At 62.1% G+C, this 17,586-nt stretch carries 15 protein-coding genes; 6 read left to right on the plus strand and 9 right to left on the minus strand.

Features of this window, described 5'->3' with window-relative positions:
* Positions 1-125: 125 nt before the first annotated feature.
* Genes ACHHRT_RS03650 through ACHHRT_RS03660 form a run of 3 tightly spaced genes read right to left on the minus strand, consistent with a single transcriptional unit; the run spans position 126 to position 3,588 of the window.
* Complete coding sequence (locus ACHHRT_RS03650; protein WP_395497794.1) at positions 126-1,379, minus strand: carboxylate-amine ligase; 1,254 nt, start codon at positions 1,377-1,379, stop codon at positions 126-128.
* 5 nt (positions 1,380-1,384) lie between these two features.
* A complete protein-coding gene (locus tag ACHHRT_RS03655; RefSeq protein ID WP_395497796.1) occupies positions 1,385-2,845 on the minus strand; it encodes a RimK family protein in 1,461 nt (486 codons plus the stop codon).
* A 23-nt stretch (positions 2,846-2,868) separates the two neighbouring features.
* Positions 2,869-3,588: a C39 family peptidase gene (locus ACHHRT_RS03660; RefSeq protein WP_395497798.1), complete on the minus strand. Its 720-nt coding sequence runs from the start codon at positions 3,586-3,588 to the stop codon at positions 2,869-2,871.
* Between the two features lie 180 nt (positions 3,589-3,768).
* On the opposite strand from ACHHRT_RS03660, the gene ACHHRT_RS03665 reads away from it, so the two are divergent.
* On the plus strand, positions 3,769-4,146 hold the full coding sequence (locus ACHHRT_RS03665; RefSeq protein WP_395497800.1) for a YkgJ family cysteine cluster protein: 378 nt from the start codon (positions 3,769-3,771) through the stop codon (positions 4,144-4,146).
* Here the strand turns inward: ACHHRT_RS03665 and ACHHRT_RS03670 are convergent.
* The 3 genes from ACHHRT_RS03670 to ACHHRT_RS03680 all read right to left on the minus strand — a co-directional run bounded on the left by ACHHRT_RS03670 (position 4,143) and on the right by ACHHRT_RS03680 (position 7,598).
* The gene (locus tag ACHHRT_RS03670; protein ID WP_395497802.1) at positions 4,143-6,905 is read right to left on the minus strand and encodes a cation-transporting P-type ATPase; all 2,763 of its coding nucleotides are present in this window, start codon (positions 6,903-6,905) and stop codon (positions 4,143-4,145) included. The two genes, ACHHRT_RS03665 and ACHHRT_RS03670, sit on opposite strands and share 4 nt — an antisense overlap.
* 28 nt (positions 6,906-6,933) lie before the next feature.
* Positions 6,934-7,149, minus strand: coding sequence for a hypothetical protein (locus ACHHRT_RS03675; protein ID WP_395497804.1), 216 nt, complete (start codon positions 7,147-7,149; stop codon positions 6,934-6,936).
* 113 nt (positions 7,150-7,262) lie between these two features.
* The gene (locus ACHHRT_RS03680) at positions 7,263-7,598 is read right to left on the minus strand and encodes a Smr/MutS family protein (protein WP_395497805.1); all 336 of its coding nucleotides are present in this window, start codon (positions 7,596-7,598) and stop codon (positions 7,263-7,265) included.
* A gap of 217 nt (positions 7,599-7,815) precedes the next feature.
* Between ACHHRT_RS03680 and ACHHRT_RS03685 the strand changes: the two genes are divergently transcribed.
* Positions 7,816-8,718: a M23 family metallopeptidase gene (locus tag ACHHRT_RS03685; RefSeq protein WP_395497807.1), complete on the plus strand. Its 903-nt coding sequence runs from the start codon at positions 7,816-7,818 to the stop codon at positions 8,716-8,718.
* Positions 8,719-8,786: 68 nt separating this feature from the next.
* Entirely contained in the window at positions 8,787-9,338 is a 552-nt protein-coding gene (locus ACHHRT_RS03690; RefSeq protein WP_395497809.1) for a bactofilin family protein, read from the plus strand.
* Positions 9,339-9,399: 61 nt separating this feature from the next.
* On the opposite strand, the gene ACHHRT_RS03695 is transcribed toward ACHHRT_RS03690, so the two are convergent.
* From ACHHRT_RS03695 to ACHHRT_RS03705, 3 genes are all read right to left on the minus strand, one after another.
* On the minus strand, positions 9,400-10,347 hold the full coding sequence (locus tag ACHHRT_RS03695) for an aldolase catalytic domain-containing protein (protein WP_395497811.1): 948 nt from the start codon (positions 10,345-10,347) through the stop codon (positions 9,400-9,402).
* Between the two features lie 122 nt (positions 10,348-10,469).
* Positions 10,470-11,126 carry a bifunctional 4-hydroxy-2-oxoglutarate aldolase/2-dehydro-3-deoxy-phosphogluconate aldolase gene (locus tag ACHHRT_RS03700; protein ID WP_395497813.1) on the minus strand — a complete coding sequence of 219 codons (657 nt, stop codon included), beginning with the start codon at positions 11,124-11,126 and terminating at the stop codon, positions 10,470-10,472.
* 9 nt (positions 11,127-11,135) lie between these two features.
* Positions 11,136-12,563 carry a DEAD/DEAH box helicase gene (locus tag ACHHRT_RS03705; protein WP_395497815.1) on the minus strand — a complete coding sequence of 476 codons (1,428 nt, stop codon included), beginning with the start codon at positions 12,561-12,563 and terminating at the stop codon, positions 11,136-11,138.
* Positions 12,564-12,725: 162 nt separating this feature from the next.
* Here ACHHRT_RS03705 and ettA point away from each other — a divergent pair, with 162 nt between their 5' ends.
* The 3 genes from ettA to ACHHRT_RS03720 are packed head-to-tail and all read left to right on the plus strand — an operon-like array spanning position 12,726 to position 17,585.
* A complete protein-coding gene (ettA, locus tag ACHHRT_RS03710; RefSeq protein WP_395497817.1) occupies positions 12,726-14,411 on the plus strand; it encodes an energy-dependent translational throttle protein EttA in 1,686 nt (561 codons plus the stop codon).
* Complete coding sequence (locus ACHHRT_RS03715) at positions 14,411-16,537, plus strand: ATP-binding protein (RefSeq protein WP_395497818.1); 2,127 nt, start codon at positions 14,411-14,413, stop codon at positions 16,535-16,537. The genes ettA and ACHHRT_RS03715 overlap by 1 nt, the downstream gene beginning before the upstream one ends.
* A 46-nt stretch (positions 16,538-16,583) precedes the next feature.
* Complete coding sequence (locus tag ACHHRT_RS03720; RefSeq protein ID WP_395497820.1) at positions 16,584-17,585, plus strand: diguanylate cyclase domain-containing protein; 1,002 nt, start codon at positions 16,584-16,586, stop codon at positions 17,583-17,585.
* Position 17,586 lies beyond the last annotated feature (1 nt).

Below are 17,586 nucleotides of genomic sequence, written 5' to 3' on the forward strand. Positions count from 1 at the left end.
TAGGTCTGCTTTTCGCTCGCCTTTTGCCCCTAACGGGGACACGGCAAAAGGGAAAAAGTTCCCGGGCCCAATGTGGTACCGTGTGGCATAACGATCTGATGGGGTCGAAGGAGGGTGGCCGTTTTTTAGGGAATGAAGTTTCTACCCTGTTCCAGACAGCGGCACAAGCGGCGGTTCAGTTCGGTGAGCCGGGGACGGCTGCTGTCGCTCTCCAGAAAGCGGAGCATGCGACGGGCCAGACAGCCCTGACCGATGATGGTGTCCAGAACCGGCAGATGCTCGGGGGCAATGGCGTGGTTTTGCCGGTGGCGAGCCAGCAGGCGCCGCCAGCATTCGCCGGCCCCCATGGGGCCGGAGCCGCCCAGGCCGAAGAGCTCCAGGTAATCCTGGTGGTCGATCACCGTCTGGTCCGCGGCCCGGACCACCCGGTTGAAGATGGCCGCCAGGTCGGTGGTGGCCCACTGTCGCTGCCTGGCCCCGGTGGCAAAGGTTTCGGCGACCAGCTCCTTGAGGGTGGCCACCAGGAGGGCGGCAATGGCCAGGTCGGCGGCGGGGCACTCCTGGATATCAATGATTCGGATCTCAATGGCGTTACGGTCGAAGCGGGCGATGGCCCCCCGGGCGTTGAGCCATTCATCCCGCAGGACTCCGTCGGGGTCCAGGGGGGCGATATCGTCATAGATCCGCTGCAGGATCTCGCGGCGGTAGGCACTCTGGCTGAACACCGGCTCGGGGATCACCGCTCCGGTCAAGGAGGGCACCCGGGCCGAGTTGGTTTTGTAGTATTCCAGCCGTTGATCCAGGGAGGGCTGGATAACCCCCTCCAGCACCGGGGTGGAGGCGCTCAAGGCCGGGATCAAGGGAAGCAGCACCCGGATGGCGGCGTGCAGCCGGCCGAACTCTTCGTCGCCGGCAAAGGGCAGATTAATATGGCAACTCTGCAGATTGGCCCAGCCATGGCCCCGGCAATCGAAGATCCGGTTGTAATTTTCGTAGATTATATTGTGGTCGTGGGGCCAGAGTTTTATCTCCCGGAAGGGGTCCATCCAAGGGTGGGCGCCGCCGGGCAGCAGCCGGGCCCGGTGGTGGCTGAGGATTTCGTTGATCCGGCCGATATCCTGCTGAAACTCCCCGTTCGCTCTCACCAGGTCGGTAGCCGGTCGGGTGGTTTTCAGCTCGATGACATGCAGGGCCAGCTCGTTGGACCAGGAGATCCCCGGTTTCTCGAACTCACCCTGGTAATTGTCGGTGACCGCATGCAGCACCTGGTCGGCCAGGGGCCGCACCTCGAAGCTGTCGGCGGCGACGATCATGTACTCCAGTTCAATGCCCACCGCGGCAAAAAGGCGCAGGGGCGGGGGAGGGTTGGATTTTGGCATGATTTTCAGCGGGCCTTTTTGCCCTGCTCGATCCGTTCCAGAAAGGTGGCCATGATCCGGCGGTAGAGCTCATCTTTCAAGACATGATCCTCCAGGCCGGCGTCGATGCTGGGGTTGTCGTTGACTTCGATGACGTATACCTGGTTGCCGCTCTGCTTCAGATCCACCCCGTAAAGGCCCTTGCCGATCAATCCCGCCGCCTTGAGGGCGGTTTTCAGGACCCTGGGGGGGACCTCGTCCACCGTCAGGGTGTCGACGTTGCCTTCCCGCTTGCTGCCGTCGGCCTGGCGCTGAATGATCTGCCAGTGATTTTTGGCCATGTAGTACTTGCAGGCGTAGAGGGGCTTGCCGTCCAGGATCCCGATCCGCCAGTCGTACTCGGTGGGCAGGAACTGCTGGGCGATGATCAGGTCCGAATCATTGAGCATCCGGCGGGTCTGGGCCAGGAACTCCTCTTTGGTCGAGACCTTGTGGACCCCCTGGGAAAAAGAGCTGTCCGGTTTTTTCAGAATGCAGGGCAGGCCCAGCTCATCGGGGACCTGCTTGTAGTTTTCCCGGTGGACGATCATGGTCCTGGGCACGGGGATATGGTTGCGTTGCAGCACTTCGGCCAGAAAAACCTTGTTGGTGCATTTGAGGATCGATTCGGGGTCGTCGATCACCACCAGGCCGATGGCCGCCGCCCGCCGGGCGAAGCGATAGGTGTAGTGGTTGACGCTGGTGGTCTCGCGGATAAAGAGGGCGTCATACTCCGCCAGCTGGCTGAAATCCTCCTTGCGGATCAACTCGGCGCTCATCTGCAGGGCGGCCGCCGCCTTGATAAATTTCTTCAGGGCCCGTTCGTTGGAGGGTTGGTCCCCCTCTTCGGGGTTGTGGAGGATGGCGATATCGTAACGGGTATTGACCGGCTTGGGCAAAGACTGGCTGCGGGCGAAAAATTCATTGGCCACTTCGATGACGAAAGGGCGGTGCTGGTCGGGGATGTCGTTGCCGGCGATGGAGTGGATGCTCTGCAGCACCCACTTTTTCTGATAGACGAATTCGGCCCGCAGCAATGGCGAATGAAAGGTGCGAAAAAGTTTGGCGCTTAGCCGGTCGTAGTGTTTGGCCAGGTTTTTCCCGAAATAGATGCTCAGGGTAAAACGTTCCGACTGGATATGCCCCAGGCTCTTCTGGATCAGTTCGTCGAGGTCGTCGGAGACGAAGCGCACCATGGTCTGCAGCTTCATGTCCTGAATGGCGGCCAGGCGGGGGATCGGTTTATGGCCCCGGGCTTCGGCCAGCAGCGAGACATAGTAGCCCACGGTCTGGTAGCGGTAGGAGCGGCAAAGGTTGAACACCTTGGTGTGCCGCAGGTTGGTGAAGGAGGGGTCGGTCAGGTACCGGCGGGCCGGGACCACCTCCACCCCCTTGAGGTCCAGGGGCCAGCTTTTGGGATTATCGACGATAACCAGCGTGGTGCGCATCATGTTTCCCTCGCTTCGGTTGCCTATGGTTTGGTGAGGATCAGCAGGTTGGCGTCGTAGGTGGTGATGCCCAGGAGGATCGCCCCCACCAGCCGATCCAGTCCCACCTCGTAATAGTGTCCCCCGGCTCCCAGCGGATTTTGGCGGAGGGGGTCGGCCACCCGCACCTGGCGGTTGGAGCGATCATAGCCGCACAATACCACGAAATGGCCGGCCGGACTGCCGGCAATATCGTCGTACTCCATGGCCGGATGGTCCGGTCGGGGTTGATGCTCCCGGGGGCAATGGTAGAGGTAGGTGGCGGAAAGGCCGCAAAGAATGGGTTTACCCTGCTTGAGGTAATGGCGAAGAAGGCTGCCGTTAAGATCGCGGAAACGGATCTCGCCGCCCAATTGCAGATATTCCAGGTAGGCCCGGGTGGCCACCGTCAGTTTCGGCTTTTTTTTCACCTTCAGCTGCCGGCCTAGCTTTTCGGCCAGGTCGGCCCGTTCCGGTTCGAACCAGCTGGGGTCAAAAACCCGCAGATTATAGGTGTAGATGGCGGCCCGATAACCCCGCCGCAGGGCGTGGCAGGCCAGCAGCACCTCCAGGGTCCCGCCTCCCTCCAGAATATGGACCTCTTCGATTACCCGCTGCAAAGAGATATCGTCGTCGTAATAACGGTAAACCGCCTGCAGGCAGGTGGGGCCGCAGGTGGCGTCGTCGGGCTGGGCCTGGATATTGAAGCTCAAGCGGTTTTGCATGATTTCCTGCTCATACCGCCGCTGTTGAAAAAATTAAACAGAAAAATATGGGACCGGGTTAAATTCGGCGGCCGGTCGCCAGAAATATATCGCATAATTTACTGTTTTTCGGCTATAAGCCGCCGGTCGTGGGCCCTGGTCGCGCTTGCTGGCACAACCCTTATTTGTGGAAAACGGTATATGGAAACCAACAATCCCTGCTTGAGTTGCGGCGCTTGCTGCGCCTACTATCGGGCCTCCTTTTACTGGGCCGAAACCGATCTGATCACCCCCAACGGAGTGCCGGTGGAACTGACTGAAAAAATGAACGACTTCCGGGAGCTGATGCGGGGGAGCAGCGGTTCGCGTCCCCGTTGCGTGGCCCTGCTGGGGATCATTGGCGGCCGGGTAAGCTGCGAGAGCTATGAGCGGCGGGCCTCGGTCTGCCGGGAGTTCACCCCCTCCTGGTACCATGGTTGCGCCAACCAGCGTTGTGATGATGCCCGTCTGGCCTGGGGGGTATCCCCCCTGCTCCCCGGCAGTTGGGATAACCCCGGGGAGCTTCCCCGGGCCGCTTAAGATTCGGGCCGGGGACGTTCCCTGCGTGCCCGCCAGCGGAGCAGCAGCCATTTTTCCCCCTCCACCAGGAAGAAGACGCTGGCGGCGGCCAGGATCATCAGCGGCCAGTCGCCGGCGGCGACCGGAGCGGTGCCGAAGAGGCGATGCATGAAGGGGGCGTAGGTAAAGAGGGCCTGGAGGAAGATGACTGCCCCGATGGCGATCAGCACGTAACGGTTTTGGTGGAACAGTTTAAGGCTGTCGATCTGACGGTGCAGGGAGCGGGAGTTGAAGAGATAGTAGATCTGGAAGAGGATCAGGGTGTTGACCGCCGTGGTCCGAGCCACCTCGATCTCCACCCCCTGCTCCACCTTCCAGACGAAGAAGTTGAACACTCCCGCCACCATGATCAGGGAAACAAAAAATACCCGCCAGATCAAAAAGCCGTTTAAAACACCCTCCCGGGGGTCGCGGGGCGGCTGTTCCATCACGTCGGGCTCGGCGGGTTCAAAGGCCAGGGCCAGGGCCAGGGTGACGGCGGTGATCATGTTGACCCAGAGAATCTGTACCGGGGTGATGGGCAGGATCTGGCCGGCCATTACGGCGGCGATGATCACCCCGGCCTGGCCGCCGTTGGTGGGCAGAATGAAGGTGATCGACTTGCGGATGTTGTTGTAAACGGTCCGCCCCTCCCCCACCGCGTGGGCGATGGAGGCGAAATTGTCGTCGGTCAGTACGATCTCCGCCGCCTCCTTGGCCACCTCGGTGCCCTTGATTCCCATGGCCACCCCGACGTCGGCCTGTTTGAGGGCCGGGGCGTCGTTGACCCCGTCGCCGGTCATCGCCACCACCTCGCCGGACTCCTGGAGCAGGCGCACCAGGCGCAGCTTGTGTTCCGGGCTGACCCGGGCAAAGACATCGACGGCCAGGGCCTGGCGCTGCAGGGTGGCGTCATCCATCTCCTCGATCTCCTGGCCGGTGACCGCCTGGTCGGTGGCGGCAAACCCCATGCGGCTGGCAATGGCCCGGGCGGTGACGGCGTGATCGCCGGTGATCATCTTGACCCGGATGCCGGCCGTGCGGCACTGGCTGACCGCGGTGATCGCCTCCTCCCGGGGTGGGTCGATGATGCCCACCAGGCCCAGCATGGTCATCCCTTCCTTGACATCGGCAAAATTCAGCTCCCGCTGGCCGCCATCGGGATTTTTCACCGCCAGGGCCAGGAGACGCTGGCCCCGCCCGGCAATCTTCTCCATCCGTTCTTCCCAGAAGGCCCGGTCCAATTCCCGGCGCTCTCCTTCTCGCCACTGGTCGGCGCACATGTTCAGGACCACTTCCGGGGCTCCCTTGAGGTAGATCATGGCCTGGCCCTGGTGATCGTGGTGGAGGGTGGCCATGAATTTGTGTTCCGATTCGAAGGGGATCAGGTCGGTGCGGGGGTATTGGGCGCGCAAAGTTTCCCCTTCCAGGCCCGCTTTCATCGCCATGGTCAACAGGGCCGCCTCGGTGGGGTCGCCGTTGGCCTGCCACTGGTCGTCGGCGGCGGGCACGATCGCGGAATCGTTGCAGAGCATGGCCGCCCGGCAGATTTCGGCCAGGGCGGGAAAATCGTGGGGGTTGATATCCTCGCCTTCACCATTCCCCTCCAGGCTGAACACCCCGCGGGGGGCGTAGCCGATCCCGGATATCGTGAAACCCTGGCGGGCGGTCACCACCTCCTGAACGGTCATCTCGTTTTTGGTCAGGGTGCCGGTTTTGTCGGAGCAGATAATGGTGACCGAGCCCAGGGTCTCCACCGCCGGTAACCGCCGGACGATGGCGTTGCGTCCGGCCATGGCCTGCACCCCCAGGGCCAGGGTGATGGTGATGATCGCCGGCAGGCCTTCGGGAATGGCGGCCACCGCCAGGCCCACCGTGGCCAGAAACATCTCGTCGGCCCTGAAGCCCTTCAGCAGGTAGCCGAAGGCAAAGGTGATTGCGGCCAGGGTAAAGATGGCCACGGTGAGCTTGCGGCCGAAATCGGCCATCTGGACCAGCAAGCGGGTGACCAGCGGCGGCACCTCGGCCAGCATTTTGTTGATTCGGCCCAGTTCGGTCTCATCGCCGGTGGCGGTCACCACCCCGGTGCCCTGGCCGTAGGTAACCAGGGTGCCGGAATAGGCCATGGAACTGCGGTCGCCGATGGCCGCCTCGGTGGCCACCGGCTCACTAGCCTTTTCACTGGGGATCGATTCGCCGGTCAGGGAAGCCTCGTCGATCCGCAACTCCTTCACCTTAAGCAGCCGCAGGTCGGCCGGCACCTTGTCGCCCGATTGCAGGAAAACGATATCGCCGGGCACCAGCTCCTCGGCGGGGATCAGGGCCCGTTTGCCCTCCCGCAGGACCATGGCCTGCTGGGAGAGCATGTTGCGGATCGCCTCCAGGGCCCGCTCCGCCTTGCCCTCCTGGATAAAGCCGATCAGGGCGTTGACCACCACCACCCCGAAGATCACCCCGGCATCCAGCCAGTGGCGCATCAGCATGGTCACCACCGCCGCGCCCAGCAGCACATAGATCAGGACATTGTGAAACTGGAGGAGAAAGCGCAGCAACGGCCCCTTTCTGCGGGGCGGGGTCAGGATGTTGGCCCCGTGGCGCTCCCGCCGCTGTTGCCATTCCGCACCGTCCAGGCCGCTGGCCGGATCAACCTTGAGTTGCTCGACCGCCTGTTGCGCGGTCAGTTCGTACCAGTTGGTCTCCACCGCAGGCTGTTGGGTGGGGGGTGCGTCTTGGGGGGACATCTTGGTTTTCTCCTTAGGTGGCGACCGTTCAGGCGGGCCAGGGGCAGTTATCTATGGTTTCGCTCAGGTGCAGAAAATGGTCCCAGGTAACCAGGCGCTGGGAGACCGGGCACCGCAGGGTGACTTTTTGTTCATCAAGGGCCATCACCTCCCAGTCGCCCCGGCGGGGCCCGGCGGTGATGCGGATTTTTTGTCCAACTTTAAAGGGATAGGGGGTGAAAAAGGTTACAGTTGCAGTGGTCATGGAGTTTTTTCCCTTAAATTTGGTGGTTCATGGCCGTGTCCCAGATAAGCTATTATAGCTCCACTTTCCCGGCCCCGCCCCTTTTTCTCCCAGCGGGAAGCCAGCACCAGCCGCTACCTTTTCAGCTCCTCCAGGGTGGCCTCGGCCACCCCCGGCAGGACCGGCTGGCCGGGGGAGTGCAAGCCCTTGCCGGTGATGATCCGCAGGGTGGTCAGCCGGATCTCCCGACAGCGCACGACGAAACGGCGGATGGCCTTTTCCGCCTCCTCGGCGGTAAGACCATGGAGGTCCAGTTCCTCCTGGGGGGGCGGGTAGCTCCTGAACCTGGCGGCCAGGGAGGGGTGCTCGTGCTGGTCGGCGGCCGGGGCCCGGGCCCCGGCCTGGTCGGGAAGATAGTGTTCGACCACGGCGGCAAAGGCGAAGCCGGAGCGGTTGCTGTTTTTTTTCATCTGGTGGGCGATTGCTTCTGGTTGACCGCCGAAGCGGGAAAGGGTGGACCCTGACCTTTGGGTCACGGCGGCATTTTTTTCAGCTAATGTTTATCATAATGGAAAAACGTGCTAACGGAAAGTGGGAGCTGGTTTTTTTCTCTTTTTTTTTATGGCTCGGGTGATTTGATACTGTTATGATACTCACGCGATTATCAAATCAGAATCGGGGGATTGCATGGGTGCGAAACTTCACTTTTTAGTAACCAGTGAAAGAGGAAAGACCCGATCACTGTCGGTTCGGAAGCGGCGTCTGCTGGCGCTGGCCTGCGCGACGGTGGCCCTGCTGCTGGTCAGTGCGGTGGGGTGGCGGGCATCGGTGGAGAATGTAACCTTACGGGCCCAGAATGCGGCGGTGAAGTATGAGCTGGCCGCGGTGAAGGATAAGCATCGCCAGATGCTGGCCCGGGCCGCCGACCAGGAGGAGGAGCAGCGGGTTCTGCTCGATACCGCCATGGAGGAGTTGCGCCAGCGCAGCGAGGTGATCGAGTCGATCCTCAGTGCGGTGGGGATCGAGCTGGAGACGGGTGATGGCCGCAGCAATACCGGTGGTCCCTATATCGGCCTGGCCGACGAATCTTACGGTGACCTGACTTTCAAGGTCGACCACTACCTCGATTTTATTCAATCGGTACCCTTGGGGACTCCGGTGCCCGGCACCCTGACCTCTCCCTTTGGCCGCCGGGCCGATCCCTTTCACGGCCGCCCGGCCATGCATGACGGTCTGGATATCCACAACCGGGTCGGCACCCGGATCGCCGCTCCGGCCGCGGGCACGGTAACCACCAGTAACTATACCCGGGGCAACGGCAACTATCTGGAGATCGACCACGGCAACGGCTTTCAGACCCGCTATCTCCACCTGCAACGCAGTCTGGTCAAGGCCGGCGAGAAGGTGTTACGGGGCCAGGAGATCGCCTTGCTGGGCAATACCGGCCGCAGCACCGGGCCCCATCTTCACTACACCATCCTGTATAACGGCAAGGCCATCGATCCTTACCGTTTTGTGCGGGTGGCCTCGGTAATGGCCGGAGATGTTCCGGCCCGTGGCGGGGCGGTTCGCGGCCAGGAAGTCCGGTAGGGGCTGTCCCTGCGGGTTGGGTGGATTCCGCTCTCCCAGCTTATCAAATAACTGTGGGTGAAAGGATTATGGCTTTCTGGAGAAAAGATAAGGGGGAAGGCGCGGATGTGGCGGTGACCAGCCTGATCGGCCAGGATATGGAGCTGGTCGGGGATATCTCCTTCAAGGGCAAGCTGCGGTTGGATGGCCGGATCAAGGGCAATGTCCGGGGGGATTATCTGATTTTGGGTGAAGCTGGGGTGGTGGTTGGCGACATCCTGGTCAATACCTTTGTCTGCTCCGGGCGGGTGGAAGGCAACGTCAACGTCAAAAAGTTTCAGATTTCCCACAAGGGGGCGATCAACGGCAAGGTTGAGGCCACTGACCTGGAGGTGGAATCCGGTGCCGCCCTGAGCGGCGAGATCAAGTCTCGGAGCAAGGAACTGCGGCTGGTTCCCGGTTCCTCCATTCCCAAGGAGGAGTGGGACGCCCAGGTGCAGGAGGCTGCCGCCCACGCTGCCTCCACGGCCAAGAAGGGGCCCGGTTCGGCCGATTCCGCCGCCAGTCCGGCGGCGTCGCCGGCCGCTTCCTCCCCGGCGCCGGCCGGTACCCCCCGCAAGCAGGCCGCCGCCACCGGCTGATTTTTTCCGGACCAACCAGAGCTCTTCCGGGCCCCGGAGTTCCGTCTCCGCGGCCCTTTTTTTATCCCTCCAGGGCCGAGGTGGTTTGGTCGTAAAACTCCAGCACCTTGTCTTTGCGATCGGATTCCATGTGGGCGATGGCGGTGCGCGGGTGCTGGTTCATCACCCCGGTCACCATGTAAGGGATGAAGTAGCCCCAGTCGATCTTTTCCCGCCAGGGGAGGATATCCTCCTCGATCACCTTGATCAGGGGGCGGACCTTGAACTTGGGGTTTTTGAGGAAGGAGATCAGCAGCTCCAGCGGGCAGTTACCGGCGCCTCGCCCGATCCCGTAGAGGGTGGCGTCCAGGAAGTTGATGCCGCTGATGATCGAGGTGATGGTGTTGGCAAAAGCCAGCTGTTGGTTGTTGTGGGCGTGGATGCCGATGGTTTTGCCGGGCAGTCGCTCCATGTACTGTTTGGTCAGCACCTCGATATCCTCGGAGTAGAAGGCCCCGAAGCTGTCCACCAGATAGATCACCGGCACCCGGCTTTTACCCAGGTCATCAAGGGCTTCATTGAGGTCGCGGGGGCCCACGGTGGAGACCGCCATCAGGTTGATGGTGGTCTCATAGCCTTTGTCCTGGCAGTGGTGGGCCAGGGCAATGGCCGCGTCCACCTGGTGGACGTAGCAGGCAATCCTGATCATATCCAGCGAACTCTCGCTCTTGGGTAGAATATCCTCCTGTTCGATCCGGCCGATGTCGGCCATGGCCGACAGCTTGATCCTCTTCTCCTCTCCCAGTAAGACCCTTTGCAGGTCGGCCTCGCCGCAAAAACGCCAGGGGCCGACTTCACTCCGGCTGAAGGCCGATTCCGAGCTGAGGTAGCCGATCTCCATGTAATCCACCCTGGCCTCACAGAGGGCCAGGTAGACATTGCGGACGAACTTGTCGTCGAAGTGCCATTTGTTCATCAGGCCACCATCGCGGACGGTGCAGTCGATTACCTTGATTTCCGGTCGATACATAGCATTTACCTGTGGGTTGCCGAGTTGGGAGGGGGCGAACGGTTTGGCCTTTGGGTCCAACCGCCAGCTGCTTAAACGGGGGAATGATACCCAATGGCGGAGCGTGGTGCAACTTCAATACGTTAACCATGCAACTCCCGGCCGCCCGCTGATTGCAGGCGGGCAATAAACTCCCGGATATTTGCATCAATAGCGGTAAGATCCTGTTCCGCCAGGGCCCTGGTGCCGAATAGGCTGCCGCCGACCCCCACCGCCGCCGCCCCGGCCGCCAGGTATTCTCCGGCGTTGTGGCTGGTAACACCTCCCACCGCCACCAGGGGAATCTGTTCGAAGGGGCCGCGGAGATCGGCAATATAGCGGGGACCTCCCAGGGCGCCGCAGGGGAAGACCTTGACCATCTCGGCTCCGGCGACAAAGGCGCGGTAAACTTCGCTGGGGGTAAGCGCGCCGCTGATGATCGGCACCCGTTGATCATTGGCGAAACCGATCACCTCCCGGTCACAGTTGGGACTGACCAGAAACATGGCCCCGGCCGCCACCGCCCGTTGGGCTTCCGCCAGGTTGCGGATGGTACCCATGCCCAGCAGTTTGTTGCCGGCCACCCCGGGGCGGAACCGGGCCACCATGCGCTCGGCTCCCGGAGTGTTGCTGGTCACCTCCAGGGCCTGCAGGCCGGCGGCAAAAGCCACCCCCAGCAGCTCGCCGAAGAAATCTTCCTCCACTCCCCGCAGGATGCCGATCACCGGTGTTGAGAGTTGCAGCATCTTGAAATTCCCCATCACGACATATCAGTAATTAAGGGCTAAAGCCCGGGAGCGGGCCGAGTGGGTCAATACCCCCACCGGGTCGACATAATCGTAAACCCTGGGCCGCTTGCCGGCGGCCGGGCGCAGAATGCGGCCCACCACCTGGAGCAGGCGACCGCTGAACTTGATGGGGGTGGTCAGAAAGAGGCTGTCCAGGCCGGGGCAGTCAAAACCCTCGCCGATCAGCTGGACGGTGGAGAGCAGGACCCGGACCTCCCCCCGCTGCAGGGCGTTGACCAGCTCGGTCCGCTCCTCGGCGGGGGTGGCGCCGGTCAGCACCCGGGCGGCTACGCCCAGCGTCTTGAGCAGCTCCGCCAGCTCCTCGCAATGGTGGACCCGGTCGCTGACCACCAGGATGGTGCCGTTGCTCCGGCCGGCCCCCCCGGCGTTTTCCCCTTGGCGGTCGCCCTGTTCCGTTCGGGAGGCGGCAATGGGCGGCAAAACCCCCGCCTCCCGGGCGATATCTTCGGCAATCTGCCGGTTTCTGGTCTTGTCGGCGGTAAGGGCCTGGATCAGGGCCTGGTAGTTGCCGCGATAGGGGTAGCGAAAGGAGGTGGAGCGCTGAATCAATTCCGCCTTGAGGATCGCCCCGCTGCGCTGGAGATCGTCGGTGTCGATTCGATGGACCCGGTCGCCCAGATAGAAGTTGATCAGGTTGGTCAGGCCGTCGCGGCGGAAGGCGGTGGCCGACAGCCCCAGCATGTAGCGGCAGTCGAAACGGGTTACCACCTCGGTGAAGAGGGCGGCGGGTACCCGGTGGCACTCATCGACACAGAGCTGCCCGAAGCGCTCGGTCAATTCGTCAAGCCGGCGGCGGGCCGAGTTGACGATGGCCACGGTCAATGGTTTGATCCGGTGGTGGCCATCCCCCAGCAGGCCGGCCTCCACCGCGAGAAACTCCTCGATCCGCTCCGCCCACTGATAGAGCAGTTCCTTGGTGTGGACCAGGACGATGGTGGGCTGGCGGCGGGCGGCGAAGACCGCGCAGGCGATCACCGTTTTGCCGGAACCGGTGCCCGCTTCCAGCACCCCGAAGTCCCGCTGGCAGACGGCGGTCAGGGCTTGCTGCTGGTAAGGGCGCAACTCCCCTTGAAAATGGAGGTCGATGGGGGGGCAGAGCCGGCGCAGATCATTAATTTCCGGGGCGGGTTTTCCGGCTTGCCCGCAGAGTAAAAGGGCCCGGCGGGCAAACCCCCGGGGAAACTCAAGTCCGGCGGAACTCTCCTGATAAAATTGCAGCCGGGGTTGCAGCTGTTTGCCGATCCAGCGCCCGTACTTGCGGGCGTCCCGATACTTGGGGTTTTCCAGGGTTAGCTCCTGCTTGAGGATCGCCAGCAGTTCCCGGTCGGCGCCGCTCAGTCGGGCCTGGTGATCCACGGCCAGTCGCATGGTGTTTTTTTCTTGGCTCATCCGTAGTTGGTCGTTGAAAGTTGTTTGCCTCAGGATGCTTGAGGGGAGATTTTTTTTCAACAAGAAGTTGCCCGGCTTACCCCTTGCCAAAAGAGAGAAGACAAGGGTAGTATGGCTAGTTTAGTGTTTGGCCGCCAAGACAAATCCAGGGGGTATAATTCCATGAGCAACGAGCCTGACAAGATTATCTATTCGATGATCAAGGTAAGCAAATTCTACGACAAGAAGCCGATCCTCAAGGATATCAGCCTCTCCTACTTCTACGGGGCCAAGATCGGAGTGCTCGGCATGAACGGTTCCGGCAAGTCCTCGCTGCTGCGCATTCTGGCCGGCGAGGATAAGGAGTTCAACGGCGAGACCCATGTCTCCCCGGGCTATACGGTGGGCTACCTCCCCCAGGAGCCGCGCCTGGATGACTCCTGCACGGTCCGTCAGATCGTGGAGCAGGGAGTGCAGGAAACCGTCGATCTGGTCAACGAATTCAACGAAATCAACTTGAAATTCGCCGAACCGATGGATGACGCGGCCATGGACAAGCTGATCGCCCGCCAGGCCCAGGTCCAGGAGAAGCTTGACGCCTTGGATGCCTGGGACCTCGACGCCCGGCTGGAGATGGCCATGGACGCCCTTCGTTGTCCCCCCTCGGAGACTCCGGTCAAGGTCCTTTCCGGCGGGGAGAAGCGGCGGGTGGCCCTCTGCCGCCTGCTCCTCCAGAAACCGGACATCCTGCTGCTGGACGAACCCACCAACCATCTCGATGCCGAGACGGTGGCCTGGCTGGAACATCACCTCCAGCGATATCCCGGCACGGTGATCGCGGTTACCCATGACCGTTATTTCCTCGACAATGTGGCCGGCTGGATCCTGGAACTGGATCGGGGCCATGGCATCCCCTGGAAAGGCAACTACTCCTCCTGGCTGGAACAGAAGGGTAAAAGGCTGGCCCAGGAGGAGAAGCAGGAGAGTGACCGCCAGAAGACCCTGGCCCGGGAGTTGGAATGGATCAGGATGAGTCCCAAGGGGCGGCACGCCAAGGCCAAGTCCCGGATCAAGGCCTACGAAGAGCTGCTGGGGCAGGAGGGGGAAAAACGGACCAAGGATCTGGAGATCTATATTCCCCCCGGCCCCCGGTTGGGCAAGACGGTGATCGAGGCCGACAAGCTGGCCAAGTCTTTCGGCGACCGGCTGCTGTTTGAAAACCTCTCCTTCTCCTTGCCGCCGGGGGGGATTGTCGGGGTGATCGGCCCCAACGGGGCCGGCAAGAGTACCCTCTTCAAGCTGATCACCGGCCAGGAGCAGCCCGATGCCGGTACCATCCGTATCGCCGATGCGGTGAAGCTGGCGGCGGTGGATCAGAGTCGGGACGTTCTTGATCCCGAGGAGACCATCTGGCAGGCGATCACCGAGGGGCAGGAGAGCATCACCCTGGGCAACCGCGAGGTCAATTCCCGGGCCTACGTGGCCCGCTTTAACTTTTCCGGCAGCGAACAGCAGCGCAAGGTGGGGGTGATGTCCGGCGGCCAGCGCAACCGGGTCCATCTGGCCCGGATGCTGAAATCGGGGGCTAACGTGCTGTTGCTGGATGAGCCGACCAACGATCTTGACGTCAACACCCTGCGGGCCCTGGAGGAGGCGTTGGAGAATTTCGCCGGCTGCGCGGTGGTGATCAGCCATGACCGCTGGTTTCTCGATCGAATCGCCACCCATATGCTGGCCTTCGAGGGGGATTCCCAGGTGGTCTGGTTCGATGGCAATTACACCGAATACGAGGAGGATCGGCGCCGGCGTTTGGGGGCCGAGGCCGATCAGCCCCACCGGATCAAATATCGCCACCTTACCCGGGCCTGATGACGATTCGCCGCAAAATATTTCTGGCGTGCCTGGCGGTGGCGGCGGCCATTGCCCTGGCGGTACTGCTGGATTTTGGCGGCCGCTGGCCGACGGCGGCAGTGGCACTGCTCGCCGGGGTGGGGCTGGCGTCTTACCTCAGTCGGTTGATCGGCGGCTCCCTGCGTGAGGTCGATGAACGCTTACGCACCGAGCAACGTTTGCGGGACAGCGAAGGGCGGCTCTCCTCCATTCTGCAAAGCCTGGGGGCCGGGGTGATCGCCACCGACCAGCAGGGTCGGGTGGCCTTCCTTAACCCGGTGGCGGAACGCCTCACCGGCTGGGATCTGGTCGACGCCCTCAATCAGCCGGTTATTGAGGTGCTGGACCTGTTGGATGAAGCCACCGCCCGGCCCCTGGAGAACCCTTTGGCCCGGGTGCTGGAAGAGGGGGAGATCATTGACTGGGGCAACCATATCCTGTTGCGCTCCCGGATTGGCGCCTCCTGTCCGGTGGCCTGTACCGTGGCTCCCATTGTCAGCTTTGTCGGGATCATCGGCGCGGTTTTTGTCTTTCGTGATACCAGCAAGGAGCGGGAGGCCCAGCACAATCTGCTGGTCGCCAAGGAGGAGGCGGAGCGGGCTTCCCGGGCCAAAAGTGAGTTTTTGGCCGGAATGAGTCATGAGATTCGCACCCCCCTCACCGCCATTCTGGGGATGGCTGATCTGCTGGAGCAAACCGGCTTGAACCCGGATCAGCGCCGTTATGTGAGGATCTCCCGGGCCGCCGGTGAAAACCTGCTGGATCTGATCAACGGAATTCTCGATCTCTCCAAGATCGAAGCCGGTAAGCTGGAAGTGGAGGTGGTGGAGTTTGATCTGGATCGGCTGGTGCGGCAGCTTTGTGAAATCATGGCCCTGCGGGCCAACCAGAAAGAGCTGGAGTTTGTCTGCCGCTCCTCCTGGCCCACTCCCTGTCCGGTGCTGGGTGATCCCACCCGGATTCGGCAGGTACTGGTGAACCTGATCGGCAACGCGATCAAGTTCACCGAAGAGGGTCGGGTGATCGTGGAAACCGCCTGTCTGTCGGCGGATGGTTCCCCCGCTCTCGAAGATCCCCAATGGGCGCTTTTCCGTTTTATGGTCAAGGACACCGGGATCGGGATCGCCCCGGAGAAACAGGAGTTGGTTTTCGAGGATTTTGCCCAGGCCGATTCCTCCACCACCCGCCGTTATGGCGGCACCGGCCTGGGACTGGCGATCTCCCGGAAGCTGGTGCACCTGATGGGGGGGCGGATTGGTCTGGTCAGCCGGGAGGGGGAGGGCAGTATTTTCACGGTGGAACTGCCCCTCTCCTTTCAAGGGGCGGAGGTCTTGGGTGGCCGGGAGCCGGCCCCGACCCAAGAGCTTAAGTCGAGCAACGGGTCAGAATCGGGGCGGCTGGATATTCTGCTGGCCGAGGATTCGCCGGATAACCGACTACTCTTCAGCGCCTACCTGAAAGGGACCGGCCATCGCCTGGACCTTGCGGCCAACGGCTATGAAGCGGTGGAAAAGATGATGCATGGCCGCTATGATCTGGTGCTGATGGATATCCAGATGCCGGAGATGGACGGCTATGCGGCCACCCGGGCCATTCGGGCCTGGGAGGAGCGCCTGGGCCGGCCCCGCACCCCGATTCTGGCCCTGACGGCCCACGCCTTTCAAGAAGATATCCGCAAGAGTCGGGAGGCCGGCTGCGACTCCCACCTGGTCAAGCCGATCAAGCTGGGTGATTTTCTGCGGGCGGTTAACCGCTACTTGCCGACCAAGGGCGGGAAGAAAACTGCTGACGCCCCCGAGACCTTGGCGGTGGAGGATTTTATCACTGATCTTGTTCCCGATTACCTGCGCAAGGTGGCCGACGATTTGAATGGCATCGAAACGGCCCTGAGCCGGGACGACTGGGAGCAGGTCCGGCTGCTGGCCCATACCCTGAAGGGCAGCGGCGGGGGCTACGGCTTTGAGCGGTTAAGCTCGCTGGCCGCCGAGTTGGAGGAGGCCGGCGGAGAGCCGGACAAGGAGGCGGCCGCGGCCGCCCTGGCGGCGATGCGACTTTATCTTGACAGGGTTTCTCTGCCGCGTGGTATAAAAAACGCGGTTTCCTGATTTTTTGATGGTGAGGTTCTGAGCGGTTGGCGACGAGGGTTGCGGAATGGGTAAGGGCTCGATACTGATTGTTGATGATGCGCCGGAAAGCCGCATTCTGTTGCGGCGAATGCTGGCTGGCTGCGGCTATGGCGCGATTTACGAAGCGGACGGAGCCGCTGCGGTCTTTGCCTTTTTCGGCCTGGATGCCGATGGGGGCGGGGAGCCTTTGGATCACCTCGATCTTGACCTGATCCTGCTGGATATCGTCATGCCCGGGCTGGATGGCATTGAGGTTTGTCGCCGCCTCAAGGGGGTGGAGGTCCTGCGGGATATCCCCATCATCATGGTCACGGCGGCCAACACCGACAGCAATCTGCGGGCCGTGTTCGAGATCGGGGCCATGGACTATCTCCACAAGCCGGTGAAGAGGGTGGAGCTCTGCGCCCGGGTGAAGTCGGCCCTGCGCTTAAAGGAGGAGATGGATCGCCGGCTGGCTTTGACCCGGGAGTTGGAGCAGGCCAACCAGCGCCTGCGGCGCATGGCCATGGTGGATGGTCTGACCGGGATCGCCAACCGCCGCTGCTTCGATGAGTTTCTCGACCGGGAGTGGCGGCGCTGCCAGCGCGATGGCTGGTCGATAGCGGTCTGCCTGGCCGATATCGACTTCTTCAAACTCTACAACGATATCTATGGCCATCTCCAGGGCGATGATGTGTTGAAACAGGTGGCGGCGCTCTTTCAGCAGGCGGTCAATCGTCCCGGGGATCTGGTGGCCCGTTTCGGTGGCGAGGAGTTTGTCTTTGTTCTCTCGGGGGCCGATGCCGAGGGGGCCGGCAGGATCGCCCAGCGGGCCATGGACCTGGTGGCCGGGGCGGCCATTCCCCATCTCCACTCCCCAGTCAGCGAATACCTCACGGTCTGTTTCGGAGTTTCCGCCACCACTCCCCGGCCTGGAACTTATCCCCGTCTTCTGCTCGACTGCGCCGACAAGGCGTTGTATGATGCCAAACAAACCCGGGGCAATCGGGTGGTAACCCTGTTGCCCTCCGCCGATGATTCCCGTTAAC

The organism is Desulfurivibrio modestus (assembly GCF_044068625.1).
In the GTDB taxonomy this organism is placed as follows: Bacteria; Desulfobacterota; Desulfobulbia; order Desulfobulbales; family Desulfurivibrionaceae; genus Desulfurivibrio.

Bases quoted from the DNA above. Each gene is read 5' to 3' on its own strand.
- ACHHRT_RS03650 (WP_395497794.1), bottom strand. From the start codon at position 1,379: ATGCCAAAATCCAACCCTCCCCCGCCCCTGCGCCTTTTTGCCGCGGTG.
- ACHHRT_RS03655 (WP_395497796.1), bottom strand. From the start codon at position 2,845: ATGCGCACCACGCTGGTTATCGTCGATAATCCCAAAAGCTGGCCCCTG.
- ACHHRT_RS03660 (WP_395497798.1), bottom strand. From the start codon at position 3,588: ATGCAAAACCGCTTGAGCTTCAATATCCAGGCCCAGCCCGACGACGCC.
- ACHHRT_RS03665 (WP_395497800.1), top strand. From the start codon at position 3,769: ATGGAAACCAACAATCCCTGCTTGAGTTGCGGCGCTTGCTGCGCCTAC.
- ACHHRT_RS03670 (WP_395497802.1), bottom strand. From the start codon at position 6,905: ATGTCCCCCCAAGACGCACCCCCCACCCAACAGCCTGCGGTGGAGACC.
- ACHHRT_RS03675 (WP_395497804.1), bottom strand. From the start codon at position 7,149: ATGACCACTGCAACTGTAACCTTTTTCACCCCCTATCCCTTTAAAGTT.
- ACHHRT_RS03680 (WP_395497805.1), bottom strand. From the start codon at position 7,598: ATGAAAAAAAACAGCAACCGCTCCGGCTTCGCCTTTGCCGCCGTGGTC.
- ACHHRT_RS03685 (WP_395497807.1), top strand. From the start codon at position 7,816: ATGGGTGCGAAACTTCACTTTTTAGTAACCAGTGAAAGAGGAAAGACC.
- ACHHRT_RS03690 (WP_395497809.1), top strand. From the start codon at position 8,787: ATGGCTTTCTGGAGAAAAGATAAGGGGGAAGGCGCGGATGTGGCGGTG.
- ACHHRT_RS03695 (WP_395497811.1), bottom strand. From the start codon at position 10,347: ATGTATCGACCGGAAATCAAGGTAATCGACTGCACCGTCCGCGATGGT.
- ACHHRT_RS03700 (WP_395497813.1), bottom strand. From the start codon at position 11,126: ATGGGGAATTTCAAGATGCTGCAACTCTCAACACCGGTGATCGGCATC.
- ACHHRT_RS03705 (WP_395497815.1), bottom strand. From the start codon at position 12,563: ATGAGCCAAGAAAAAAACACCATGCGACTGGCCGTGGATCACCAGGCC.
- ettA (WP_395497817.1), top strand. From the start codon at position 12,726: ATGAGCAACGAGCCTGACAAGATTATCTATTCGATGATCAAGGTAAGC.
- ACHHRT_RS03715 (WP_395497818.1), top strand. From the start codon at position 14,411: ATGACGATTCGCCGCAAAATATTTCTGGCGTGCCTGGCGGTGGCGGCG.
- ACHHRT_RS03720 (WP_395497820.1), top strand. From the start codon at position 16,584: ATGGGTAAGGGCTCGATACTGATTGTTGATGATGCGCCGGAAAGCCGC.